Annotated in this window: 24 protein-coding genes; 22 read left to right on the top strand and 2 right to left on the bottom strand. The window is 57.3% G+C overall.

The genetic code is table 11. From position 1 onward, the window contains the following. Positions 1-180: 180 nt before the first annotated feature. The gene (locus NSJP_RS19420; RefSeq protein ID WP_231989433.1) at positions 181-1026 is read right to left on the bottom strand and encodes a hypothetical protein; all 846 of its coding nucleotides are present in this window, start codon (positions 1024-1026) and stop codon (positions 181-183) included. Positions 1027-1526: 500 nt separating this feature from the next. Further along, the gene (locus tag NSJP_RS18345; protein ID WP_155970469.1) at positions 1527-2975 is read right to left on the bottom strand and encodes a BACON domain-containing protein; all 1449 of its coding nucleotides are present in this window, start codon (positions 2973-2975) and stop codon (positions 1527-1529) included. Between the two features lie 193 nt (positions 2976-3168). On the opposite strand from NSJP_RS18345, the gene NSJP_RS19415 reads away from it, so the two are divergent. The 22 genes from NSJP_RS19415 to NSJP_RS18235 all read left to right on the top strand — a co-directional run bounded on the left by NSJP_RS19415 (position 3169) and on the right by NSJP_RS18235 (position 26333). Further along, the gene (locus tag NSJP_RS19415; RefSeq protein ID WP_155970467.1) at positions 3169-3381 is read left to right on the top strand and encodes a hypothetical protein; all 213 of its coding nucleotides are present in this window, start codon (positions 3169-3171) and stop codon (positions 3379-3381) included. A 707-nt stretch (positions 3382-4088) separates the two neighbouring features. Next, positions 4089-5390, top strand: a complete 1302-nt coding sequence (locus NSJP_RS18340) for a nucleotide sugar dehydrogenase (protein WP_080888313.1) — start codon at positions 4089-4091, stop codon at positions 5388-5390. A gap of 237 nt (positions 5391-5627) precedes the next feature. Next, positions 5628-7949 carry a tetratricopeptide repeat protein gene (locus NSJP_RS18335; RefSeq protein WP_172834457.1) on the top strand — a complete coding sequence of 774 codons (2322 nt, stop codon included), beginning with the start codon at positions 5628-5630 and terminating at the stop codon, positions 7947-7949. Further along, on the top strand, positions 7946-8452 hold the full coding sequence (locus NSJP_RS18330) for a type II secretion system protein (RefSeq protein ID WP_080888311.1): 507 nt from the start codon (positions 7946-7948) through the stop codon (positions 8450-8452). The genes NSJP_RS18335 and NSJP_RS18330 overlap by 4 nt, the downstream gene beginning before the upstream one ends. Next, positions 8427-8828: a prepilin-type N-terminal cleavage/methylation domain-containing protein gene (locus NSJP_RS19900; protein WP_080888310.1), complete on the top strand. Its 402-nt coding sequence runs from the start codon at positions 8427-8429 to the stop codon at positions 8826-8828. The genes NSJP_RS18330 and NSJP_RS19900 overlap by 26 nt, the downstream gene beginning before the upstream one ends. Before the next feature lie 119 nt (positions 8829-8947). Further along, entirely contained in the window at positions 8948-9628 is a 681-nt protein-coding gene (locus NSJP_RS18320; RefSeq protein ID WP_172834456.1) for a LysM peptidoglycan-binding domain-containing protein, read from the top strand. Between the two features lie 36 nt (positions 9629-9664). Next, positions 9665-10876, top strand: coding sequence for a type II secretion system F family protein (locus NSJP_RS18315; protein ID WP_080888308.1), 1212 nt, complete (start codon positions 9665-9667; stop codon positions 10874-10876). A gap of 31 nt (positions 10877-10907) precedes the next feature. After that, entirely contained in the window at positions 10908-12656 is a 1749-nt protein-coding gene (locus NSJP_RS18310) for a GspE/PulE family protein (RefSeq protein ID WP_080888307.1), read from the top strand. Continuing rightward, positions 12657-13649, top strand: coding sequence for a type IV pilus biogenesis protein PilM (locus tag NSJP_RS18305; protein WP_080888306.1), 993 nt, complete (start codon positions 12657-12659; stop codon positions 13647-13649). A 3-nt stretch (positions 13650-13652) separates the two neighbouring features. After that, on the top strand, positions 13653-14285 hold the full coding sequence (locus tag NSJP_RS18300; RefSeq protein WP_080888305.1) for a PilN domain-containing protein: 633 nt from the start codon (positions 13653-13655) through the stop codon (positions 14283-14285). Continuing rightward, on the top strand, positions 14282-14842 hold the full coding sequence (pilO, locus tag NSJP_RS18295) for a type 4a pilus biogenesis protein PilO (protein WP_080888304.1): 561 nt from the start codon (positions 14282-14284) through the stop codon (positions 14840-14842). Before NSJP_RS18300 ends, pilO begins: the two co-directional genes overlap by 4 nt. Before the next feature lie 10 nt (positions 14843-14852). Then, positions 14853-15428, top strand: a complete 576-nt coding sequence (locus tag NSJP_RS18290; protein WP_155970458.1) for a hypothetical protein — start codon at positions 14853-14855, stop codon at positions 15426-15428. Positions 15429-15438: 10 nt separating this feature from the next. After that, positions 15439-16065, top strand: coding sequence for a type II secretion system protein (locus NSJP_RS18285; protein ID WP_080888302.1), 627 nt, complete (start codon positions 15439-15441; stop codon positions 16063-16065). A 135-nt stretch (positions 16066-16200) separates the two neighbouring features. Further along, positions 16201-17532 (top strand): glutamate-5-semialdehyde dehydrogenase, encoded by a 1332-nt coding sequence (locus NSJP_RS18280; RefSeq protein ID WP_080888301.1) that lies wholly within the window; start codon positions 16201-16203, stop codon positions 17530-17532. A 50-nt stretch (positions 17533-17582) separates the two neighbouring features. Then, the gene (locus tag NSJP_RS18270; protein WP_155970456.1) at positions 17583-19364 is read left to right on the top strand and encodes a hypothetical protein; all 1782 of its coding nucleotides are present in this window, start codon (positions 17583-17585) and stop codon (positions 19362-19364) included. A gap of 246 nt (positions 19365-19610) precedes the next feature. After that, on the top strand, positions 19611-20168 hold the full coding sequence (gene pyrR / locus NSJP_RS18265) for a bifunctional pyr operon transcriptional regulator/uracil phosphoribosyltransferase PyrR (RefSeq protein WP_080888298.1): 558 nt from the start codon (positions 19611-19613) through the stop codon (positions 20166-20168). A gap of 72 nt (positions 20169-20240) precedes the next feature. Beyond that, positions 20241-21161 (top strand): aspartate carbamoyltransferase catalytic subunit, encoded by a 921-nt coding sequence (locus NSJP_RS18260; RefSeq protein WP_080888297.1) that lies wholly within the window; start codon positions 20241-20243, stop codon positions 21159-21161. A gap of 77 nt (positions 21162-21238) precedes the next feature. Continuing rightward, positions 21239-22516 carry a dihydroorotase gene (locus tag NSJP_RS18255; RefSeq protein WP_080888296.1) on the top strand — a complete coding sequence of 426 codons (1278 nt, stop codon included), beginning with the start codon at positions 21239-21241 and terminating at the stop codon, positions 22514-22516. Between the two features lie 120 nt (positions 22517-22636). After that, positions 22637-23194, top strand: coding sequence for a DUF4149 domain-containing protein (locus tag NSJP_RS18250; RefSeq protein ID WP_080888295.1), 558 nt, complete (start codon positions 22637-22639; stop codon positions 23192-23194). Continuing rightward, a complete protein-coding gene (carA, locus tag NSJP_RS18245; RefSeq protein WP_080888294.1) occupies positions 23191-24366 on the top strand; it encodes a glutamine-hydrolyzing carbamoyl-phosphate synthase small subunit in 1176 nt (391 codons plus the stop codon). Before NSJP_RS18250 ends, carA begins: the two co-directional genes overlap by 4 nt. Beyond that, on the top strand, positions 24356-25342 hold the full coding sequence (gene sppA / locus NSJP_RS18240; protein WP_231989432.1) for a signal peptide peptidase SppA: 987 nt from the start codon (positions 24356-24358) through the stop codon (positions 25340-25342). The genes carA and sppA overlap by 11 nt, the downstream gene beginning before the upstream one ends. 7 nt (positions 25343-25349) lie before the next feature. After that, entirely contained in the window at positions 25350-26333 is a 984-nt protein-coding gene (locus NSJP_RS18235; protein ID WP_080888292.1) for a M48 family metallopeptidase, read from the top strand. The last annotated feature ends 3 nt before the right edge of the window (positions 26334-26336 follow it).

Raw genomic sequence — 26336 nt, 5'->3', positions numbered from 1 at the left:
CATAGCTAACTCGGGCACCTGCCCTGAATGAGTTCGTCACCCAACGTTAGGTCATTCAGACCGTCAAAGCGGTCTGCCCTGGTTAAGAGTTGTCTCGAAATGGATCCAACGTCAGCATGAAGAACGTTAGGCCTGTAGCTTTAGCATGGGGATAACAGATGTGGCTTGAAAGGCTGTCGATTATCTCAGGATAAGACCTGTAGGGCTAGCAGGTGGTGTGCTGTCTTGGGGACTGGATCCGGCGGTGCACCCAATTCGCGTATTTCCCACGGCAAATTGATCGTAATACATCAGCCCGTCCCCATTTTGTTTGTAGATCTGGAGAATATCAATATAGGTGTTGGAAGAATTACCGCTTGGGCCGCTCACTTGGGATCCGCGAAAACGCTCGCTGTAATATCCCAGGGTCCTCACCCCATTCACCCATATCTCGAGGGCACCGTCATCCACGCCTGGTGTGTTCATCTTGATATGTTCTTCAATGCAGTACCATACATTGTCATTTAATGGAACGCTCGCGACGTTAGGATAATAATTGCAGGAACTATAGGGTCCGCTTCCACTAGTCGGACATATCTCGGCGATGACTTGTGCTGCAAACCCTAATTCTCGTGAACCGAACCAATTTATGGATACAAAGGTGGGTGACGTATTGGGTGAGTTCTTATAATAAAGATGTTTGGTTCCAGACGCAGCCGTATAGGTGAACTTACTGGTTCGATAGTAATAGCGGACATAGAGGTCGGTTGTAGGCGTGAATTTCCGGGAAATCGCCTGGTCGTGCGTTTGTGGATTTGGATCGCTCCATTCGGCTTTGTATGTTCCTTTGAGCGATTTCGATCCGGCATAGGCGACATCGGTGGAAAGGTCGATCTCCGGACAGGGATTGGCTCTTGGGGCATTGTAGTAGCACCAGCCTTGAGCATAACCCCAGCCTGAGGCTTCTGGAGTTGCTCCCTCAAAACTGTCGTCAAAAAAGACCGCTGCTTGGGCCTGACCAGCACAGAACAGCAACCATCCCGCCAAGAAACCCACATTGAATACAAACCCGAGTCTCCTGCCCCCCATACGCATAGCCTACCCCTTATTTACAGTCACAGCGCCAGATCTCTAGTGCATTTCATCTGAACTCTCGAGTTCATGCGCGCAACGTATTCCGGACACCACAAAATTTGATTCCGCTGACCAGGAGCCGGACTTCAGCAAGAGTGATGCCCAGTATTTCCCGTCGAATTATGCCAGCTGGCAGTGGAGATTAATACTACAAAACAAATAGTTGCAGAAATAGTGTGCGATTTATTGGGTGTTGATGGGATCTGTGTAATCTGTATCTCTGTACATGATTCCACATAATTTTTATCTGTTCGAGTTTTGAGTTATATGTACCGATATCCAGAAACATTCATGCGGCGCTTCTTTTCTCATAGCGCAGTGGACCAATCAACTGAATTCTTACGGTTGACAGGCCGTGCGAGTTATTCTGCGATACGTTCGGTTGCCGCTATCACATGTTAAGTACATGTAAACTAATAGATGCTTTTGCTAACTTCGGCTGAAAAAGCACTTTCGTTGCCATCTCTGTCGTACGCGGTCACAACAAAGAAATAGGTCGTTCCTTGTTGCAGGCCACTTGATACGTATTGCGTAGTATTTCCTTGAAGTGTCGCGATCGGTGAGCCATATCCACCCGAGGAAGTCGCCCGATAGATCTTGTATCCGGCCAGATCCGATTCAGTATTGGGCTGCCAACTCAGGGTGGCCGACCCGGTCGTTGATGGTGGGGCTGTGAGCGTAAGTGTGACCGGCACAGTGCGTGGTGTATTGGTCGCGCCGGATGCAGTGATCGTGATCATCCCGCTGTAGTCTCCGGCTGCAAGGCCTGATGTATTCACAGCGGCTATTAACGAACTCCCAGATTGTGACACTGTTAGCCAGTTGGCATTATCTGTAGCAGTCCATGTCAGCGTGCCGGTTCCGCTGTTCGTTACTACGATAGTCTTGGACGCTGGATTTGAACTTCCGACCGTTCCACTAAATCCTAAATTTGAAGGACTGAAACTGATCGTAGGTTGGGAAGGCGGGGCTGTGACGGTGAACGATATGGGGACAGTGACAGACGAACCGCCTGTGGGCCAGAGTGTAACCTGGCCACTATAGGTGCCAGCTGTCAGGGTTCCGGTATTTACGCCTATGGTCACCGTGCCAGTTTCAGTGCCTGTGTTCGGAGTGTGCGATAACCACGTGGCGTCATGACTGACGCTCCAGCTTAGTGAACCTCCACCCTTGTTGCTGATCGTGACGGTTTGGCTCGCGGGATTGCTGCTGCCCTGTTGCGCGGTAAACGCCAGACTCAGGGGGCTCACACCGATGGCTGGGGGCACCGGCGCCGGGGTGACGGTGAAGCTCACGGGAATGGTGACGGGGGTAGCGCCGGTGGCACTGACGGTGACGCTGCCGCTGTAGCTCCCCGTGGTGAGGCTGCCGGTGCTGGCGGTCAGGGTCAGGGCGCCATTGCCGCTGCCCGAGGCGGGGCTGAGCGCCAACCAGGCGGCGCTGTCACTGGCCGACCAGGTGAGCGTCCCACCGCCGGTATTGCTGATCGTGACGGTTTGGCTCGCGGGATTGCTGCTGCCCTGTTGCGCGGTAAACGCCAGACTCAGGGGGCTCACACCGATGGCTGGGGGCACCGGCGCCGGGGTGACGGTGAAGCTCACGGGAATGGTGACGGGGGTAGCGCCGGTGGCACTGACGGTGACGCTGCCGCTGTAGCTCCCCGTGGTGAGGCTGCCGGTGCTGGCGGTCAGGGTCAGGGCGCCATTGCCGCTGCCCGAGGCGGGGCTGAGCGCCAACCAGGCGGTGCTGTCACTAGCCGACCAGGTGAGCGTCCCACCGCCGGTATTGCTGATCGTGACGGTTTGGCTCGCGGGATTGCTGCTGCCCTGTTGCGCGGTAAACGCCAGGCTCAGGGGGCTCACACCGATGGCCGGGGGCACCGGCGCCGGGGTTGACGGTGGGGTAACTGGGGGAGAGGACGGAGGTGCGGCAGCTGTTATAACAGGGGGTGAGACAAGCTGAGCAAGGTTGGGTGAGTTTGCCACGATCTGTTGAAGACTGCGGCCGCGTTTGTTCTCTGAGCTGGATAGCCCTGTAATCGGGGCAGCCAATGGAGTGGAATTATTCTTTGGAGCGACTGTCGTCTTGTTCGATTGGGATGTTGCTGCGGCAATCGGCAAAGGACCGGATGTGATGATAGATGAAGAAATGGCCGGTGCAGAAGAGTTAATTTTGGGAGTTAACGTGAGAACTTTTGTAGAGAGTCCGGAAGTGGTATCGGCTTGGGATGAAATGGAAACCGATTGGGGGCCGGAAGCCGAACTTTGAGATGTTTGCTGAGCAGGTATGAGAGCAGCCGGCTTCTTGGTCGGTGAGACAGTCGCAATCGGTTTTCTGATCAATCGATGGGTTCGTCCTGTCGCCTTGCTAGCCGTATTTTTAGACTCTTGAACCTGGGTTGCGGTCAGTAGTGGGCTCTGAGCAAGGGCAGCGGTCGGCACAGTCAGGGTTAGAGAAATTCCCCATAGGGAAATCTTCATGAGCGTCGCCAAGGTTACCGTGAATGGACTCGTCTTGGCTGGAGCTGCCGAGGAGGATGCCAGCGGATGGGACATGGTGAGGCCTCCGTATAAATCTGTGTCTCACTGGAGTGAGGGCGATCCGCAGTGAGGTTGTGCCGACACGTACGTCCTTGGAGTCCTCCACCTGTCGGGCAACCAGGGGACGAAGGTCAAAGCAAGAGCAGTGCCTTTCCAGTTCTTGCGGTGACGGTTTGAGGCTTGTTTGGGTGGCTGTAACGGGAATCAATCACTTGTGAATTTTTTGCTCGACAGGCAGTGATTCAAGCCTTGGGCACAAATGCTATCAAGCTGCACAAAGAGTTCGAGGTTGCTCGTGTACAAAAGCGTAGAAATTGAACACCGCTGTATGTCTTGCCAGTCAAACTTGCGCACCGACGAGGTGGGATTCCCTTGAGTTCATTGACGTAAACCTGAGGTTCTGCCATTCTGTGAAAATCCTGTAAGGAGGAACACATGGGTAGTCAGACAGTGCATGCGAGGAAAGTGGCCGTTGTCGGGCTCGGCTACGTCGGACTTCCAATCGCCGTGGCGTTTGGCAAGCGCGGCGACGTTGTCGGTTTTGACATCAATAAAGTAAAGATCAATGAGCTGCGCAAAGGGTTCGATCGCACCGGCGAGGTCTCTGAGACGGACCTCAAAAGTGCACGCATCCAGTTTACGTCAGAACCTGCGGATTTGAAGGCGGCCGATTTCATTATTGTCGCGGTCCCAACACCCATTAATGAGGCATTGCAGCCCGATCTCACAGCGCTATGCAAGTCATCGGAGTTGATCGGTGCGAATCTCTCGGCGGGCTCGATCGTGGTCTTCGAATCAACCGTCTACCCCGGAGCCACAGAGGAAGTCTGCCAGCCTATCTTGGAAAAGACTTCCGGAATGAAATGCGGTGTGGATTTCAAGCTCGGTTATTCGCCCGAACGGATCAATCCCGGCGATAAGGAACATACGCTGGAGAAGATCGTCAAAGTAGTTTCGGCCCAGGATGCGGAATCGTTGGAGATAGTCGCCAATACGTATGGCTTGGTCGTGAAAGCCGGAATCCATCGGGCATCGAGCATCAAGGTGGCCGAGGCAGCCAAAGTGATTGAGAATACGCAGCGGGATCTGAACATTGCTCTCATGAACGAATTGGCTCTCATTTTTCATCGGCTCGGTATCGACACGAAATCGGTCTTGGAAGCGGCTGGAACAAAATGGAACTTTCTCAAGTTTTCACCCGGGTTGGTAGGCGGCCATTGTATTGGTGTGGATCCGTACTACCTAACCAGCAAAGCCGAATCCGTCGGCTATCATCCTCAGGTAATCCTATCCGGGCGACGTATCAACAATGGAATGGGCAAGTTTGTCGCCGAGCAAACAATGAAGCGGTTGAGTCAGCTTAATCGCCCCGTCAACGATCTGAAAGTGGCTGTTTTGGGTCTGACGTTCAAGGAAAACGTGCCCGACCTCAGGAACAGCAAGGTTCCCGATATCATTCATGAGCTTAAAGAGTATGGTGTGCAGGTTCTGGTCCATGATCCTATCGCTGAATCTGAAGAAGCAGTGGAGGAGTACGGTATTCATTTGAGCAAGTGGGAACAACTCAAGGACGTGGACGGCATCGTTCTCGCCGTCGCCCATCGAGCCTATGCAGATATGGATACGCAGAAGCTGCTGTCGCCGCTCGGAAGTCAGCGTGATGGAGTGGTGATCGATGTGAAGTGCGTGCTTGATCGTGCGAAACTTCCTGCATCCATCAAGTATTGGCGTTTGTGAAAAAGTTCTCGCCGCATCGTATTGCCGCCTGCCTCCGCATTCCCTGACAAATCATTGCCAGCCGCAGTCGAGGCTGTCGGAAAGTCTCTTTTCCTCCACAATAGCGTGGAGGTGAGCTAGACTTCGATTGGCATCGCCCCTTTCCAATTATTCACGAAGATTGTCCACGCGACGGTCGTTCTCTCTCACGCTATGAAAGATTCCATTGTCATGACCATTTTCCGTGCATGTCCATCCATGAGGGTTGTCGCCTCTGGGGCAATCATATCATTGGCTGGCTGCGCCTATTTCACGTCATCGGATCTCAAGCGTGGCGACCAGCAGCTTGCCGCGGGACAGTGGGAAGAAGCCAGTCTGGCATATCGTCAAGCCCTCAAGGATGATCCGTTCAATCAGAGTCTTCTGGAAAAGTATGCGATGGCCAGGAATCGCTCGGCCGCGCAATATGGAGATAAAGGACGTGCGTACCTCAAGGAGCATCGGTTCGACTTGGCGGCTGAACAGTTCAAACGGGCGCTGACGATCGAACCGACGAATGTCGAACATCAGTCGGGGTTCTCAGAAGCCAATCGACTCAAGGAGTCACGGCAGCAATACAAAGAGGCCGATCGTCTCGCGCAGCTCGGGCGAATGGACGAGGCGATGGAAAGCTACTCCAAGGCTGCCGAGCTGGACCCTTCGTATCCCGATCCGCTGGAGAGCATCGCCAAACTCACGGAGGAGCAGCAGGCGATGACCCGGGAGGATCGCCGCAAGCAACCAATTACGCTTCGGTTTCGTAACGCCGGGCTAAAGGAAGTATTGGAAGGGATCGGTAAGGCAGGTGGAATGAATCTGATTTTCGACAAAGACGTCCGCAACGATCCCGTGACCATTGCGATTCAGGACACGCCGTTTGACGATGCAATGAACCTGATTCTGAACAGCAATAGTCTGTTCTCTCGCGTGGTATCGCCCGGAGTCATGATCATTAGCCCGAATACCAAGCAGAAGCAAGAACAGTATCAAGACCTCATGGTGCGAACGTTTTATCTGTCGACCGCGAAGGCCAAGGATATGGTGGTCTTGTTGAAGAGCATGCTGGATTCCAAGCGCATGCATGCCAACGAGCAGTTGAACACCATCGTCATACGGGATCAGCCGGAAAAGATCGAAATGGCCGAAAAGATCATCGTGGCCAATGACCGCCTGGATTCCGAGGTGCTATTCGAAGTCGAAGTACTGGAGGTCGATCGGACTACCGATCAGACGTATGGCCTGACGTATCCTAAAAATGCTGCGGCGGCCATTGTCCCGCCGGGATTTGCCGGGGTCATCGCCGGCGATTTGGCGCAACAATTTACGCTGCAGCAATTGACGAGCCTCGGGAAGGGAAACTATCTTTTCAAGCTGCCTACCAATGTACAATTGGATTTTTTCAAACAGGTGACGGACGCAAAAACGTTGGCCTCGCCGAAAGTTCGCGTCGTCAATAATAAGAAAGCGGAAATCAACATTGGCGACAAGCAGCCGATCCTTCTTTCTACCACCAATGTATTGCCAGGTCAGGCATCGACCGGAGCAGTTCCAACGACCTCTACGGTGACCTCCATCGAGTTCCGGGATACCGGCGTCAAGCTGACGGTCGAACCGATGATCCATCTCGCCAATGAACTCTCCTTGAAGATGAAGATCGAAGTGGTTCGATTGGGAGAGCAGGTGGTATTGCAGGCTAATCCTCCGATCACGCAGTTTAAATTCGGCAATCGGTCGGCCGAAACGATGCTGAGCGTCAAGGATGGGGAAACCATTGTCCTGGGCGGCTTGCTTCAGGAGGAGGATCGCCGCACGAAGGTCACGGTTCCCTGGCTGGGAGATCTCCCGTTTATCGGCAACCTCATCAGTTCATTCAAGACGCAGCGGGTGACCACGGAAGTGATTCTGACGCTGACGCCGCATATCGTGCAGTCAATGACGCCGCCCGTTCCGAGTAAACAAACCTTTTGGTCGGGAACCGACTCCACCTATGCGACGAACCCGTTGTTCACGCCGCAGGGGAAGACCATTTCCGGTGCCAAGCTCTTGAATTCAGGGGTGATGGGCGTGCCGGCCGGCGGTATTGCGAAAACAAATGGGCAAGGCAAGACCGCGGTTGCTTCCCTGGCCCGCATGGCCACGGTCGGGCAAATCGTCTCGATCAAACCCGAGAGTTCCGTCGTATCGGTGGGCAAGGAATTCAAGCTGTCATTCAACGATGAGCGGCTACGCACTTCCGCCGACGGACTGTTCCAACTCCGGTTCGATTCGAAAGTCTTGCAGCTCAAGTCGCTGGCCTACGGCGATGTGGTGCCGGCCGACCGGACCCCGTCTGAATCGGGAACCGGTTTGGAGGAGGACGCCCCGGTCGAATTTACGATTGCCTCGAACGCGCCGCGGGCGTCCGGCGGCGGACGAACCGTGACCGCGACGTTTGTGGCGAAGGCCCCGGGCGTATCCCCCGTGAGCGTATCGCTCAAGGATACGCCGGGAGGATCCTCTCCACCGTCCTTCGACGGAAGGGGGATCGTGAGGGTGCGGTGAAACAGTCCGGCGTCACGCTTCTGGAATTGATGGTGACGCTGACGATCGTGATGATCCTCGCGTCCGTGGCGCTTCCGTTGAGCCGCCTGTCGACCAAACGAGCGCACGAAGTAGAGTTGCGACAGCACCTGCGGATCGTCCGGGCGGCCATCGATACGTTCAAGCTGGAATGGAATCGGGATGGCGATGTGCTGGTCGGCCCCGTGTGTCTTAAGAACAAGCTGACCTGTAAGGAGGTCAGCAGCCTCTATGGCTATCCAAAATCCCTGAACGTGTTGCTCGGAGTGACTCTCACCGGTGAGGAAGCGACGGTCCGAGGCTCGACGATCCGGCGTTACTTGAGGAGTCTTCCCATCGATCCGTTGACCGGAAAGGCGGACTGGCGATTCCGTTGCTACAAGGATGCGCCTGACGCGTCGAGTTGGTGCGGTGAAGACATCTACGATGTAATGACGAAAAGCGATGACGTCGCGCTTGATGGAACCAAATATCGCGATTGGTAACCGTACGGTGCGGATGCCGAACGGTTTTACGTTGATCGAGTTGTTGATCGTCGTTTCAATCGTCGGGATATTGGCGACGATGGCGATACCAACATACCAAGCCTCTTTAATCAAGGCCCGAGAAGCCGCGCTGCGACAGGATCTTTTCACATTGCGTGACGTCCTCGATCAACATCGTGCGGATCAGGGAAAATTTCCAGCTTCCCTGCAGATATTGGTCGGTACCGGTTACCTGCGGACCGTTCCCAAGGATCCGTTCACCAATTCCGAAACCACGTGGCAGGAGATCACCGGGGGTGTCGAAGAAGGCGTCATCGACGTCTTTTCAGGGTCCGACTTCGTCGGGACGAACGGAGTTCCGTACAATCGATGGTAACGGGGATGAAGCTCATCGGCCGTAAGATCTGTGCATGCGAGCGCCTGGTTCGGCTCGGCGCGGGTGTCGTTCTGTTTCTTGTGGCTTTGTCGAACGCTGCCTGCGGAGAACTGGAACCGATGGCAGAACCAGAGGTAGTCGACCTCCAGTTGAGCATCGACACGCTCAAGACCCAGGTCAGAGATACGCAACGCACGATCACGGAGTTAAGGGCCGAGTTGGACGTGCGGCGGCAGGAACTGGCGGATGCGCAGGTGGCTCGTGCTCAGCTCGAAGGCCGGGTCCGGGAGGCGGAACGTCGCGTCGCCGAAGCCAAACAAGTGATCGAACTCCAGCGCGAAGAACTGATGACAGCCCGGGCAGAACGGGAGCGACTCTCTCGCAGCAGCCTTCAATTGCACAGCCAGTTAAAGCGGCTGCAAAAACATCTGTCCAAGTCCGGCATGTCCAAAGACGGGATTCAGGATGTCCTGCCGGCCTTTCGAGAAGGATCCGGTCGTAAGGCGCAAAAGACAGCCATGGTCGCCACGCCTGCGGCATTGATGGGTACGTCGGTGGACTATGACGACATGGCAAGCGATAGGGATTTTTCTTATGGCGAGCCTGCACCTCGCACCGTCTTCGTGAAATACGGAGACACATTGTGGAGTCTGGCCAAGAGGCATCATGTCTCATTGCACCAGCTGCGCGAGATCAATCAGCTTTCGGGCAACGCCATCGAAATCGGTCAGGCGCTCCGGCTTCCGGAAGGTCGGAGGGGACGAGCATCTGTCCCAGGAGTTCCGGAGTCGATTCCCTAAGACGGATAGACCTCAACCTGGTCTGTGAATCGAGCCATGCCGGTCTTTTCGTACAGAATCGCTCGCCCGGATGGATCGACCTTGGACGGTCAAGTCGAAGGCGAGGAGGAGCAACTCGTCCGCGCCAAACTTGAAGGACAGGGGTATCTCGTTTTCAAACTTCAACGCCGTGGCGGAGCGGTCGGCGGTTCCACTCTCAGTCTTTCGCCGTTCCGTGGACTGCCTCTCGGAGAGTTCCTCATCTTCAATCAGGAGTTGCTGGCATTAGTGAAGGCCGGATTGCCTGTGCTCCGCGTGTGGGATCTCTTGATCGAACGGGCGCGCCATTCGGGGTTTCAACAGGTACTCCGGATGGTGAGGCAGGATATTCGCGGCGGCGCTTCCGTTTCCGAGGCGCTTGCCAAACATCCCGCATATTTCTCCGAGCTCTATATCGCCACCTTCAAGGCTGGCGAGCAATCGGGAAACGTGGGGGACGTATTGCAGCGTTTCATCACCTATTTGAAGTTGATGCTCGGACTTCGCCAGAAGGTGGCAAAAGCTCTTGCCTATCCTGGGTTTCTGATTCTCGTCGGCGTCGGGGTCGTCGGATTCTTATTGGCGTATGTCATGCCCACATTCATCTCCGTCTATAGTGAATCGGCCAAGACCTTGCCGGTCGCGACGCAGGCATTGATCGATCTCGTCACGGCGGCACACGCGTATCTGATCCCGACGGCGGTATCGCTCGCGGCCGTGCTATTGGCCGGACGGGCCTATTATGCGACGCCGCCTGGTCACCTAGCGGCGGATCGAATGCTGCTGCGGGCGCCTCTTCTAGGGCAGATTTTCGTGAAACATCATACGATCCAATTGGCGCGGACGTTGGGAACGATCCTCGCCGGGGGGACTCCCCTGGTCGATGCGTTACAGATTACCAAAGGGGCGGTCTCCAACCGATACATTGCCGGGGGAATCGGTGAAGCTGTCGATGACATTCGCGAAGGCACCACCTTGGCTGCCGCGTTGGGCCGACCCGGTGTCTTTCCGAAACTGGCGATCGAGATGCTTTCGGTCGGAGAAGAAACTGGCGCGCTTGAGGCGATGCTTCATGATGTCGCGGAATTCTATGAGGGAGATCTCGATCTTCGGTTGACCCAGTTGACCACCTGGATCGAACCGGTCCTCCTACTGGTCATGGGAGTGCTGGTCGGCGGAATTGTGATCGTCATGTATCTGCCGGTCTTCCAGATGGCGGGAACGGTGTAAGGGGAGCCTCCTTCACCGTGAGGGGATTCGAATGAGTCGTGTACAGGGATTGGTGACCAAGAGCGGCGGGAGACCGACGTTGGCAGACGTGCTTGTGAACGAAGGGCTGCTGCCCAGGCAGACAGTCGAGCAGACGCTCGACCGGCTGCATGGGGTGTCGGCCGGTCTCGGACAAACTCTGGTGAGCGAGGGGCTCTTGTCCGAGGAGCAGCTTGCACGGGCGCTGGCGCTCCAGTTCGGGCTTCCGTTCGATCCCTTGACGGACTTCCGTGTGGACCAGTCGTTCTATGGTTCCCTGTCGGTCAAGCTGATGCAGCGCCATCCGTTCGTTCCCATCGCCGAACAGGGGAGCCGGCTCGTCGTCGCCATCCCTGATCCCTACAACCTGCTTGCACTCGATGAACTGGAATTGCTGCTCGGCCGCGAATTGGATCTCGTGGTCAGCCCGCGCAATGCCATTCTCCTGGCGTTGGACCGCAGCGAAGGTTCAAGCCAAGCGCTCCGCGAGCTGGAGGCGGAGTACCGGTCCGTTCTCGTAAAGGAGGACGAACGGGGAGATGAAATCCTCACGATCGACCAGGGCGGGGAAGACCAAAGCCCGGCCGTCAAACTTCTCGACTCCATCATGTTGAGTGCGATGCAACGGCGCGCGAGCGACATCCATATCGAAGCCGCGGATCGCGCGACGAAGGTCAAATTTCGTGTCGACGGGATTCTCGTGCCGGCCATGGAACCTCTCGACATTCGATTGCACGCGCCGTTGGTTTCGCGGCTCAAAGTCATGTCGGATCTCGATATCGCGGAGCGCCGCGTGCCGCAGGACGGCAGCTTTCGGATGAGGCTGGAGCGCAAGACGGTGGATTTTCGGGTCTCGATCCTTCCCAGCGTCTTCGGAGAATCGGTGGTTATCCGGATTCTGGATCGGGAGGCGATTACGACCGGCGTGTCTGCGCTGCGGCTGGACCGATTGGGGTTCAACGAAGAAGACCTCAAACGATTCCGGCGCGCTATTACGAGGCCGTACGGCATGGTGCTGGTGACCGGTCCGACCGGTAGCGGAAAGACGACCACCTTGTATGCGGCCATCACTGAAATGAACGTGAAAGAGGACAAGCTCATCACGATCGAAGATCCCGTCGAGTACCAGCTGCCGGGGGTTGTGCAAATCCCGGTCAATGAGAAAAAAGGCCTCACTTTTGCCAGGGGATTACGCTCGATCCTGCGTCATGATCCTGACAAGATCATGGTCGGCGAAATTCGCGATGCTGAAACCGCTCAAATTGCCATCCAATCGGCGTTAACCGGGCATCTTGTCCTGACCACCGTCCATGCCAATAACGTCTTCGACGTGATCGGACGTTTTGCGTCCATGGGGATCGATTCGTACAACTTCTTGGCCGCGCTCAACTGCGTGTTGGCGCAGCGGCTCATTCGAATCGTGTGTTCGGCCTGTCGGATGGCGGTCAAGCTCGATCAAGCCCTCGCTCAGGAATCAGGACTGGACTATGAAGAATACAAAGACCTTCCCTTCTATCAGGGAAAGGGATGTCAAGAATGCCTGGGGACCGGTTACCGTGGGAGAAAATGCATCACCGAATTCTTGGACTTGACCGATGAGATCAAGGAAATGATTTTGGCTGAGCGGCCGCTGTCCGAAATTCGTTATCGAGCGGTGACGTCGGGCATGATCACCTTGCGGCAATCCGCCGTGCGAAAGGTAATAGACGGCTCCTCCACCTTACGCGAGATCAATCGCGTCACGTTCAACGAGGAAAGCTAGGTGCTCGGATTCGGCGGTAAACCGAGGTTTTGTCTGAAGGTCGGGAGCCGTGGATTGGTGTGGGGGGAGCACATTCGCACGTGGCGTGGTAGGCATCGCTATCGATGCCATTCGTCGCCCCTGCCGGCAGATTCGATCAAGCTGTCGCCGATTGATCCCAATGTGATCAATCATGCCGTGCTGGAGGAACGGCTTCGTTCCCTGGTGAGCTCCGGCAGCCGGAGCCGGTTGACGGAGAAAATCGGAATGTCGGAGCTGCCCAAAGCAATCACTCTGGTGTTGCCGGATTTGGCTGTGCGAACGATTGTTCTCTCTCTGGATCACTTGCCGTCGAGGAGCGAGGAACTCGAAGCCCTCATCCGGTGGAGACTCGGACAGGAGCAGCGCCTTCCGCTTGTCGGCACCAAGTTGGTCTGGCAGGTATTTCCAGCATCCGGGGCGGATGACAATTCTCACGTCGTCCTGGTTGTCGTCATTCAAGACAGCATCCTCCATCAATACGAAGCGGTATGCGAGGCGGCCGGCCTGGTCCCGCGGGAAGTGGGTGTGACGAGTTTCAGCTCCTTTAACCTCTGGCTGCGAGCCGCGGGCGGTCGTCGTAGGCTGCACCATGATCTGGCATGGGTTACGGTGCTCGATGGCGCGCTGACGTGTTTCATCTTTCATGACCGGCGGCCGGTGTTCGTCCGGACAAAGCTTCTTCCCGAAGATCCGGTGCATTCGGCCCAGGCGGGTGGCAACGTCGAGGACAGAGTATTGAGGGAAATCTCGGCGTCGTTTCTCGCTTGTCAGGAGCAGCACCCCCAGGTGCAAGCAAAGGAAATCATCCTCATGGCAACCGATTCCTGCCAGCATTGGGGGGCGGCACTGAACCGGGAACTCGGCGTGACCGTGGAAAGTGTGACCTGGAATCATATCGACTCGCTAGGATGGAAGACCGGCGGCGGCACGGCATCCCTGGAAGCCCTTCCAGTAGTGGCCGGGATGATCTAAACGATGAGTATGCTGAAGCATTCATCTGTCGTGGCATTAGGCAGGATATTTCTGCCTGGGTCGAGCAGCACGCAATATTTTCATCTCGACCTTGCCAGCCGCTACCGATGGTACGTCAAACCGGTGCGGGCAGGACTTGCCACACTCTGTATTCTGGCCTGTCTGTGGATCGCATGGACTCTCGCGCTCACGATGAATCGACTTGCAGAACTGCGCGAGATGCAGACGCGTCTTGATCAAATCCGGGATCAGGACCGCCAACTTGTGGCTGGCGCTCGGAAGGAAGGGATCGATCTGTCGGCTCACAGTCTGAACATTTTGCCGGCCGAGGTGAGTTTGGCCAACGAATTGCTCGCCAAGCGAAACTTTTCATGGACCCAATTTCTATCCGGCCTCGAGGAGGCGATTCCTCAACGCGTCTCGATCAAGAGCGTTCGGCTCGATTCTGTGGGAAGGGTGGTCCATCTGACAGGCGCGGCCATCACGGTTGAAGACATTACGGCCTTGACGATGAAACTCCAGGACCACCCTGTCTTTCGGGATCCCGTCCTTGGGCAGCACCATGTGGGTGGGGACGGGCTGGTCGAGTTCGATCTTTCATTAAAGTACAACCGCGAGAAGGCCTCCGGCGCATGAATCGACTGATCGAGGTTCTCAAGAGTCCGTATGGGCCGTTGGCGCCGTGGGTGGGGCTTACCATATTACTGTTTGGACTCCTCTGGCTGAGCATGTCTTTTGGAGTCGAATCGGCCGACATGCAATTAGCTCGATTCGAACGGGAATGGTTGCAGGGCCGCAAAGCGCATCAGTTCCACCTGGAGGCACGGCAGGCGAGAAAGGACTTGGCGGAGGTATGGACGGCTCTTCCCGATGAACGGGATTTCGCTCCGCTGGCGCTGGGCATCACGGATGAGGCCAAGCGAAATCACGTGGCTCTTCCGGCTCTTTCCTACAAGACAGAGCCCACGCCTGTCTCCCACATCACCCGCGGCATTCTGCAAGGGACAATGACCGGCAAGTATGAGGATCTTCGGCGGTTTCTGTACGATCTCGAGACCGCCGAGGAATTGGTTTATATCGAGGACGTCGATTTGATGCAGGCACCAGAACACCAGGATCAAATGTTGACGTTTAACATTAAGATCGCCACGTATCTTAAGGTAAGTGAAGCATTGATCGGATCATCACAGTAAGAAACCTGGCATGTCGATGAGTGGCGGGCATAAGAAAGCGGGTCTATTGGCGGTTCTTCTGGCGGTATGGGGAGGAATCGGCATGTGGTTATGGTCAACGACGGAAGAGCCGCCTCGTATGCCCCTCACCAACGTCTCGGGCCGACATTCTGCTCAGCAAGGACGGAACGATCACGGCAGCGGCTTGCATGTCCAACTTGATCTGTTGACATCCTCGCGGGATCAGCGAAATCTCTCGTTTGTCATGCCCCGGAATATTTTCTCCTTGCCGGGCATGGCTGAGGCGGCAGGGCCTTCATCTGACGCCGTCCCGGACACCGCCCAACAGCAACAAGTGATTCTGACGGAGTTGGCACAATTTCATTATTTGGGCTTTGTGCGGAAGGAAGGAGGAGATCGTGAGAAGGCCCGTGACCTGGCCGTGTTGACGAAGAATGACGATGTGTATGTCGCCGGCAAAGGAGAGATCCTTGAAAATCACGTGATCGTGAAATTGATCACGCCGGATAGCGTCATGTTGCAGGATCGAAATTCTCATCTCGAATATGCGGTTCCGCTGTCCGAAGAATCCGCCTCTGAGCCCTAGGAGCCATCGCGTGGGAAGGTTGTTCGGCGATGAGCGCGGCATCACCTATCTGTTTCTCATGTTTGCGATCGTCCTGATCGGCATTGCGACCACCACTGCGGCCAAGCAATGGAAAGGCATGATTCAACGTGAACAGGAAGCGGATTTGCTGACCAAGGGCATTGAAATCCAAAATGCTCTGGCGCTGTATTCCGCTACGATGAAGGCCGGCCGCGTCACCCAGGGGGAAGTGTATCCCCAGTCCTTGGTCGAGTTAACGCGATTACCCAAGCCGTTTCTCCGCAAGGCCTATCGAGATCCCATGACCCATGGAGAGTGGGAATATCTCAAGGGCCCTTACGGCGGCATTATGGGGGTTCGGAGCAGAAGCGTTGCGGAGCCGATTCGGAAGCATGAGTTCCCATTGCCCGTTCGCCACTTCGACGGCAAGAAGAGCTATCGTGACTGGATTTTTCAGTTCCCCAATCCCTCCATGGCCGGTGCGTTTCCATCTACTGTGCCCGTCAACGTGCCTCCTCCAAACGCGATGAACCAGTTTCCGACCGGATCGAATCAATCCAATCAAGCGAACTCGCAGCCTTCGGATTCATCGGGTCCATCTGGCAACATCATGGTGCCGCCCGCCTCTTCCTTCTAGAAGAGGAGCCGTGGATGTTGCGAGGTGGCGGGAACCCCACTGGGGAACGTTGATCAAGCGCCTTGACCCCTTGGAAAGCCCCACGGTATTCTGTTCGGCGTACAAAGGTAATATGTTGAAGAAAGCAGGATGGTAATGGCTGACAAGACCCGAGACAGTACGCTGCCCGCCGAACCGAAGGAACCCGTCGAGTATTCCGAGGTTCCGGAACAATCCGCTGAAGAATACATAGAGACTCTGGTCAAACGGGCACGGCAAGCTTCAGGGCAACTCGCCACGCTGTCGACGTCTGTAAAGAATCGGGCATTGTCGGCCATGGCCGACGCGTTGGAAGAGCGGTCAGAACCGATATTGGCCGCGAATGAGCAGGACCTCGACGCGTTCGGCGCAGCACCCGAGCGAAAGGCCATGGCGGATCGGCTTCGGTTGTCGCCTTCACGGATTTCCGAAATGGCCGACGGTATCAGGGAGGTGGCGAAGTTGGCCGACCCGCTGGGTGAAACCCCCAAGATGTGGATTCGACCCAACGGGATGCAGGTCGGACGAGTGCGGGTTCCCATCGGCGTCATCGGCATCATTTACGAATCCCGTCCGAACGTCACCGCAGATTCCGCAGCGCTGTGTTTGAAATCGGGCAATGCCTGCGTTCTTCGCGGAGGCAGTGAAGCGATTCACTCCAACAGAGCGATCGCGGCCGCGCTGTCTGAAGCGGCTGAAAAATCCGGTATCCCCTCTGGCGCGATCGGTTTCATCACGCGAGCGGATCGTGAGGCGGTTCCTATCTTCCTAAAGCAGGACCGGTATGTCGATCTCATCATTCCGCGCGGGGGCGAGTCTCTCATGCGAACGGTGGCGGAGCATTCCACCATTCCGGTGCTCAAACATGACGCAGGAGTGTGTCACATCTACGTGGATGACGATGCGGATGCCGCGATGGCAGACCGGATCGCGCTCAACGCCAAAGTGCAACGGCCGTCCACCTGCAATGCGATGGAGACGCTGCTGGTCCATCACGGAATCGCCCGTACATGGTTGGCCGGATTTGTCGAGAAGCTGTCCGCGGCGAAGGTGGAAGTACGAGGATGTCCGAAGACCTGTCAACTCTCCTCGTTGGCCAAGCCGGCGGCCGATGACGACTACGGAAAGGAATTTCTGGATCTGACCCTGGCCGTCAAAGTCGTGAAGAATATCGACGAAGCGTTGGAGCACATCGCCCGCTACGGATCTCACCATACCGAGGCCATTGTGACCGGCAATTATCAAAAGGCCATGCGATTTCTTCGGGAAGTCGACGCGAGCGCCGTATTGGTCAATGCATCAACGAGATTGAACGACGGATATCAGTTCGGTCTTGGGGCGGAGATCGGAATCAGTACCTCGCGGATCCACGCGCGCGGGCCTATGGGACTGCAGGAACTCACCTGTTCGAAGTTTGTCGTCCTGGGCAGCGGCCAAATCCGCGAATGACCGAATGCTGAATACGGCGGCCACAGTGATTCCTTTCATAAGTTAGTGAGATGGCTGATCCTGCCCTTGTTGCGGTTAAGACTCCCGGTCATATTCGGTTCCCCGGTAATCTGGCGTTCCTTGAAGGTGTTGAACAGGCAGGCGGGCGGGTAGTCCGCCAACTCACCGGTCACCTCGTGTTTTATCGTTCTGACGGCCGGCGCATTCTTGCGACGGACCCCGCCGGGCATCCCCTCCACGAATGCGAATGGGGCGAGGATATCCAAGGAAAGCCTATCCTCTTGCGAGCCAGGATCCGGCTGGATTGGGGCGCATGGGTCGGCATCAAGCCGGCCGGACTGGTGAATGAGACGATGCTGAACCTTGCGACGAGACCGGGGTGGCAGCGTCTCACCTCCGATGATCTGCGGGGCATGGCCGCACAGGCCATGCAGGTGCCGATAGAGGAAGTCCGCTGGTTCTATCGAGACGAGGATGTGTCCATAGACAAAGTCGGAATCGCCAGGATCCGCCATCGGAAGGACGCATTGTACCTCCTCAAGAACGGAGATTTCTCCGACAGTCGATTCATGTCCTGCATGGGTGCCATGAATTGGGCGAACATCGACTTTCTGCCGGTGGTCGAACTCTTTAAGTCGCTGCTGCCCGGCACCGGATCGGCCGCGTTCGAGTTGATCCGCGGGCTGTATGATGATCAGTGTCAGACTCGTTCGGCTCCCACTCCGCTTCGGTATCGAGGCTTACCCACCTATCCATCGGAAGCGGCCTTTCGGCTGTTCTGTTCCTATTTCACTCCACACGTGGAGGGACATCGCGATGTCCACACCGTGTTCATGGACCAGGTGCGCGCTCATGAAGTGCGTTGGCTCCCGGCCCCGTCGCCGCCGCTGCGGTACTTTGATGCGGCGCACGGTTGTTGTCTGACCTACAAAGGGGATTCGCTTCAAAAGGCCACGCTGGCCGACGATTCAGCGGGCTTGCCTTATGTGACCCCCGTGATCAATAAGGTGAATCCGTGCGATCGCGTGGCCTTTGTCGCCGAAGGAAGTGTGATCTTGCGGGACAGGCATCGTGAGTCGCGGTTGCGCGTTGCGTTACCGGAAGGTCATCGGGATCAACCTGTAGCCGAGACGACGGTGAGTCCGGTCGATTGGCGATCGCTGTTCGTTCCGGCGCTGCCGCCGATCGATCCCCCTGACGCCTATGGCGCCGTGCTGTTCTACCCTGAGGACGGTGCAGAGATCGGAGAGACTGCGGCGCAGCCGTTTGTCGCGGATTATATCCAGGATTCCGCCCAGCAAGATCGCGAAATCGGGAAGATGCTCACCGAAGCCCGGCGCGTCCTCATCGCCAACGGCGATGCAGTCATCGCCACGTGTGTGCCGTTCGATCGTCCGCGGAATTACACGGCGTGGGTCAGCGTTCCGGCGCTGGCGCAGAAACAGGCACAGCAATTGTGGACGATCTGCGCCGGTCTCAAGCGGTGGGATTGGCTCGCCGGGATCAAATTGCGGCTGGATGGGAAAGGCGGGACGGATCGTCCATCCCCAGATCTTCATGATCTGGCCTATTTCTGGATTCCGTATGCCGTCGGTGCGGATCCGGTCCTTCTCGCATCGGCCGTCGGCGAACTCGGCGGTGCATTACGCAGCGGAGGAGGCGCATTTGTGACGGGCCCTGCAGGCCTCGGAGCATTCTGGCGCTCGTGGGGATTCAGACTTGCCTGGCAAGAACCGGTGGACACTTTACCGACGTTTCGTATGCATCGGAACGTGTTACCCAAAGCGACGCTGAAAGCGGGTTTAACCTTGTATCAGGTCATCAAGGTATGAAGCCGCGGCCTTGTCAATACGTTGAAAGGACTTGTGTGCGAATGAGCCTCACGCGCGTCCCTTAACCCCGGTCTTGTCTTGACAGTCTTCCGCGAAGCTCGGTAAGATGCCGAAACCTTTAATGCTCATCCTGCGAGGTGAGCAAGGAGCAGGACATGAACCAAGCCCCGGCTCGTGCCGGTCGAAACTTCGAGGCCTTCTCGCCACGTTCTGGCGGGGAGGTTTTTTTATGCCCGGACGCGGACGATGTCTCACGTGAAGAATGATCCTACGCAAGAAAAGCCGGTGATGGATGCCGGCGATATCAGCCGGGCCGTCACGCGGATCGCCCACGAGATCCTGGAACGGAACAAGGGCGTGGCTCAGTTGGCTTTGGTCGGGATCAGGACCGGCGGGGTCCATCTCGGCCATCGGCTGGTACGGCGCATTCATGACATTGAGGGAGTGACGGTGCCCATGGGAGAGTTGGACATCACCCTCTACCGGGATGATTTAGCTTTGAGGAAGGAGCAGCCGGTTTTACGCAAGACCTCGGTTCCGTTCGATATCTCGGACAAGATCATCGTGCTGATTGACGACGTGCTGTTCACGGGAAGGACGATTCGGGCTGCCATGGATGGACTGATGGACTTGGGCCGCCCGGCCGAAATCCAACTCGCCGTCCTGATCGATCGGGGCCATCGTCAATTGCCGATCAAGGCGACCTACGTCGGCAAGAACATTCCGACCTCACGGGAAGAACAGATTCAAGTGCTGTTGGAGGAGGCTGGTGAAGAGGATCGAGTGGTCATCTCGCGATCGTGAGATCCGTGCCGTGGGCGATTCTGGTCAAGAGAGGACATGGGGCCGTGACGCATTCCCGTGCAGGAGGGACGTATGAGCCTTAAACGCAAGGACTTGCTCAGTCTGGCGCCCTTGTCAGTCGAGGAAATCACCCTCATCCTCGATACCGCGGATTCCTTCAAGGAAGTGACCGGGCGGGAGATCAAAAAGGTCCCTGCGTTGCGGGGCCGAACCGTCGTCAATCTGTTTTTTGAACCCAGCACGAGAACGAGGACGTCGTTCGAATTGGCCGCGAAACGCCTCAGCGCCGACGTGATCAATTTTTCTCCTTCGTCGAGCAGCGTGGTCAAGGGTGAAACGTTGCTCGATACCGCCCGTAACATCGAGGCGATGCAGGCGGACATCATCGTCTTACGCCACCCGTCGGCCGGCGCGGCCGAAGCGCTGGCGCGAGGGGTGAAGTCATCCGTGATCAACGCAGGCGACGGATGGCACGAACATCCGACTCAAGCGCTGCTCGACCTCTACACCATCCGCCAGCGCGGATTGTCGTTCGAGGGCCTCAAGGTCGCGATCGTCGGCGACGTCGCCCACAGCCGCGTGGCTCGCTCCAACATCTACGCGCTGTCGAAGTTGGGGGCGGAGGTGCGGCTCATCGGTCCGCCGACCATGATGCCCTGGGGAGTGGAGCGGCTGGGGGCGCGGGTGTACCGTAATTTGGACGAAGGACTCGCCGGTGTGCAGGTGATCATGATGTTGAGACTGCAGCTGGAACGGCAGGGGCGGGCGCTGTTCCCCACGATTCGCGAATATGCACGGCTCTTTGGTTTGACGGGTGAACGGGTCAAGTTGGCCGATCCGGGAGCAATCGTCATGCACCCCGGTCCCATCAATCGCGGCGTGGAAATTGCGCCGGAAGTCGCCGACAGTCTTTCATCGGTCATTCTTGATCAAGTGGCCAATGGCGTGGCGGTTCGGATGGGCATCCTCTACCTCCTGTCGGGGGCGAACTGACCGAATGACGCCTGACTCACGGAAGGCGAAGCGTGAGAATCGACGAGAGACGAGATAGGAACACTGAGGAGATTGACGTGACGATATTCATCACCGGCGGACACATCATCGACCCCGGACGATACAACGGCGTAGGCGATGTCTTGATCAACCAGGGACGTATTGCCGCGCTGGGATCGGCGCTTGACGCTCCGCTCCATGCCAAGAAGATTTCAGCCAAGGGGCGGCTGGTGGTCCCAGGGTTCGTGGACCTCCATGTGCATTTTCGAGAGCCGGGCTTTGAGTACAAGGAAACCATCCAGAGCGGTGCGGCCGCTGCCGTGGCCGGTGGTTTCACCACGGTGTGCTGTATGCCCAATACGAATCCAGTCAATGATAATCAAGCCATTACCGAGTTTATGCTCGAGCGGGCGAGGGCGGCCGGGTTAGCCAACGTGCTGCCGATCGGAGCCATTACCAAGGGCTCGGAAGGCAAAGAGTTGGCGGAAATCGGCGATCTGCGGCGCGCGGGCTGTGTGGCGATCTCCGACGACGGGAAACCTGTGATGAACAGTCTGGTCATGCGGCGAGCCATGGAGTATGCCTTGGCGTTCGACATACCGGTCGTGGACCATTGCGAAGATCTCCACCTGGCCGAGGGCGGCTGCATGAACGAGGGGCTCATTTCCACCGAACTGGGACTCCCCGGCATTCCCTCGGCGGCAGAAGACGTTATGGTGGCCAGGAACGTTGCGTTGGCCGAGTTGACCGGCGCGCGGCTGCATCTGGCTCATATCAGCACGGAAGGATCCGTCCGCATGGTCCGTGAGGCCAAAGCGCGTGGAATTCGCGTGACGGCGGAAGCCTGTCCGCATCACTTCACGATCACCGAGGAATCTGTCCGCGGGTATGACACCTGTGCGAAGATGAATCCTCCCCTTCGAACCTGGAAAGATGTCCAGGCGATCAAGCAGGGATTGCGCGACGGTACCATCGACGTTATTGCCACCGATCACGCTCCGCATGCCACACAGGAGAAGCAGCAAGGGTTCACGGAAGCGCCGTTCGGCATCGTGGGATTGGAGACGGCTCTGTCTCTGACCTTGGCGCTTGTCGAAGAGGGCGTCCTGACGCTCGAGGACGCGGTGGCCAAGCTGAGCACCGCCCCGGCGGCTGCGTTCGGTCTCAAAAAAGGGACGCTGGCGGTCGGGGCCGATGCCGATGTGACGATTGTCGATTCTCAAGCCCAGTGGGAAGTGGATCCGATCAAGTTTCGCTCGAAAAGCCGAAATACGCCGTTTGCCGGATGGAAAGTGAAGGGGCGCGTCTGTACGACGATTGTCGGAGGGAAGATCGCATTCGACACGGAGTCATAGCGGCCGGTGGATGATGCGATGCGCGGTGAGCCGTCATACAGGCGATGCCACGCTCGGCGGCAACCATGCACCGGCCTCATATAGTGGAGTCACGCATCGAATGAACAGGAATCGGAGCCGGTGTCTTGTCGGGGCCTTCATCAGCCGGTCGATACGGTGAATCGGTGGGTGTATCGGGGGTTGCTGTGCGGACTGACGTTGGAGCTGCTTGCACTGGCCACGTGGGTCGGCGGATTGATCGTCTTGATCGGCGCGGTGATCCCGGCGGTCTTCAATACGCTGGGCGGCCAAGACTCGGGAGGATTTTTGCTTACCAGGGCATTTGAAGGGTACAACCGATTGGTGGTCGTGGCCATGGCCTTGTTGGTGGCCATCGCGGTCTGCCGCCAGTGGAGCGGTCATCCGGCGGTGAGCGTGAGCCGGCTCGAGGTCGTGCTGCTGACGCTGATGGGCATCCTGCTGTGCGTGATCGTCCTGGTGCTGCACCCGCAGGCTGCGGCGCTTCAAGCGGAGGCGTTTGCCGTGAAGGACGAACAGGCTCGGAAGGCTGCCTTCGAGGCGTTTTTTCGGTTGCATATGCCGGTCCGCTCTCTCTACATGATAAACATGGGGCTGGGCATCGCGCTTCTGGCTATGAAAGTCACGCGGCTGGTCTCCAGACGGGAGTCACAAGTATGAGCAGGGCGCTGCTGGCTTTGGCGGACGGAGCGGTGTTCGAAGGACAGGCGCTGGGGTATGAAGGGGACACCGCCGGTGAAGTGGTGTTCAACACCGCGATGACCGGGTATCAGGAGGTACTGACCGATCCTTCGTACAAGGGGCAGATCATCACGATGACGTCTCCGCACATCGGGAATTACGGTCTGACGCCCGACGACGTCGAGTCACGCCGGATTTGGGCGGAAGGGTTCGTCATCAAGGAGGGGAGCGTCCTCAGCAGCAATTGGCGCAGCCGTCAGCAACTCCACGAGTATCTCCAGGCGGCCAAGGTCGTGGCCATCGAGGGACTGGATACCCGCGCGTTGACGAGACACCTCCGGCAGCACGGTTCCCAGCCCGGCGTGATTACTCACGGTGCAGCCAGCGAAGCGGGTGCGGTCGAAAAAGCCAAACACGCTCCCGGAATTGTGGGCGTCGATCTGGCTGCGGCGGTGACCTGCGCGCGAGCGTATCAATGGGCTCACGGATCCGGAGAGTGGGCGCCGTCGCTCGACGACCGGCGGGCGAGGTCGAGCCGGCGATGGAAAGTCGTCGCCTATGATTTCGGGGTGAAGCAGAATATTCTGCGCCGTCTGGTCGACGTCGGATGCGACGTCACGGTCGTTCCGGCCTCGACGACGGCTGAGGACGTCGAGGCGCTCAAGCCGGACGGAATCTTTTTGTCGAATGGTCCGGGCGATCCCGAAGGCGTGCCCTATGCCATCGAGGCGGTGAGGAGTTTGATCGGGCGTCGTCCGATTTTCGGCATCTGTCTGGGTCATCAGATTCTCGGCCTCGCCATGGGACTCAAGACCTATAAACTGAAGTTCGGCCATCATGGCGCAAATCATCCGGTGATGGATCTGCGCACGAGAAAGGTCGAGATCTCGTCCCAAAACCACAATTTTGCCGTTCAGGTCTCCGCAAGACAGACCGCGGTGTCAGAACCGCCGCCGGTCGTCGAGACCGTATTCGGCAGGGTGGCGGTAACCCATGTGAGTTTGAACGATCAATCGGTCGAAGGCCTTGCCTGTGTGGAGCAGCCGGTCTTTTCGGTACAATACCATCCGGAAGCCTCTCCCGGGCCGCATGATTCGGCCTATTTGTTTGAGGATTTCGTGGGCGTCATGGAGAAATCATATGGCTCATAAGCTCTATCAACGTACCGTGAAAGGTGCCGTGCGCTTCTGTATCGCGGGGGCGATGCTGTCCCTGTCAGGCTGCATTACCGTGAATCTCATTCAGCCTCCCGGTCCGGTGCAGGAGACGGTTCTCAGCGGCACAGGCGACGGAAAAGTGCTGCTGCTCGATCTATCCGGGGTCATCGCCTCTCAGGACCGAGACGGTATCATTCCTCAGCCCAATATGCTGGCGACGTTTAAAGAGGAGCTTTCCAGGGCGGCCAAGGACGACAAGGTGAAGGCGGTGGTCGTGCGCGTCAACAGCCCGGGAGGAACAGTGACGGCCTCGGACATCCTGTACCATGAGCTCAAGACGTTCAAAGCGGCCAAGAGGGTTCCGGTCGTCATCTCCATGATGGATGTCGCGGCGTCCGGCGGATACTATCTGGCCATGGCAGGGGATTCCGTGCTGGTTCACCCTTCGACCGTGACCGGCAGCATCGGAGTGATCATGCTGACGGTCAACGCCCGGGGCTTGTTGGAGAAGGTCGGAGTGGAAGCGAACGCCATTACCTCCGGTCCCAGGAAAGATATGGGATCGCCGTTTCGCATGATGACCCCGGAGGAGAAAGCCATCTTTCAGAGTGTCATCGATTCATTCTATCAGCGGTTTCTGACGGTGGTGCAGGAAGGTCGGCCGAACCTTTCAGCGGAGCAGATCAAGAAACTGGCCGACGGACGAATCTACTCGGGAGAGCAGGCCAAAGCAGCGGGCTTGGTCGACGATATCGGCTATCTGGAAGAAGCCATCGAACAGGCCAAGAAAAAAGCCGGTTTGAAGGAAGCGCGGGTTGTCACCTACCGGCGTCCCGGAGAATATCAGAACAATATCTATTCCCATGCTCTGCAGGGGACGGGGTCGGGCTTTGCCAGCCTGGCCAATATCGATCTGCTCTCCATGGTGCGGGGAGGGACGCCCCAATTCATGTATCTGTGGATGCCGTGACGAACCAATGGGAATGCTGCAGGCACAGGGAGAGGAGCAGCTAGGGACTTTGGTCGAGCGCGCGCTTGCCGCGCCGGTCGGTCGTCGCACCATGTTGGCTCTGGGCGTGCGCGGAGCGATGGGACTCTATGCCGCGCTCGGAATGGGCGCATGGAGCGGCCTGATGGGCAGCCTGAGCGGTTGTTATCGCGCGCCGGGCACTGCGCGTGATCAGCTGATCTTCTTTTCCGAGGAAAAGGAACTGGAGTTTGGGATGAGTGCGTATCGCGAGGTCTTGCGTCAGGCGCGATTGAGCGACGACCCCGAGAAGAACGATCTCGTGCAGCGAGTAGGAAAGAAAATCGCCGAAGTGACGAACAAGCCCGAGTATCAATGGGAGTTCGCCCTCATTGACGACGACAAGATGGTGAACGCCTTTTGTCTTCCCGGAGGCAAAGTCGCCGTGTTTACGGGCATCTTGAAACACACCAAGAACGATGCCGGCATGGCGACCGTGATGGGACACGAAATCGCCCATGCGCTGCAGCGCCACGGGGTCGAACGAATGAGCCGAAGCATCATCGATCAGATCGCACAACTTGGTGCGTTGGGCGCAGCGGCCTCCGGTCATTCCAGTGGCGCGGCCATTCAGGGGTTGCTCGGCGCCTATGGCGTCAACGTGTCGCTGCCGTTCAACCGCAAGCAGGAATCCGAGGCCGACTACATCGGCCTGAGGCTGATGGCACAGGCGGGATACGATCCGCATGAGGCGGTTCCGTTCTGGGAACGGATGAGCGGATGCCCCAGGCAGATGATCGATAAGCTCTGTTTTCGCTCGCAGCACGCCATTCCGGAATTTCTCTCGACGCATCCGTCGGACGTGACCCGGATGAACCAGATCGAAGCATGGATGCCCGAGACCATGCAGTATTACCACGGAGCCACCGGAAAGACGACGCCGGCTCCCGCGCCCTATAAACCTTCCATCGGCCCGATGCCGAAAACCAGTTGATCA

Origin of the sequence: Nitrospira japonica (genome assembly GCF_900169565.1) — a bacterium.
GTDB lineage: Bacteria > Nitrospirota > Nitrospiria > Nitrospirales > Nitrospiraceae > Nitrospira_C > Nitrospira_C japonica_A.
Note: the sequence above shows the minus strand (reverse complement) of the source record. Positions and strands in the feature narration are given on the sequence as shown.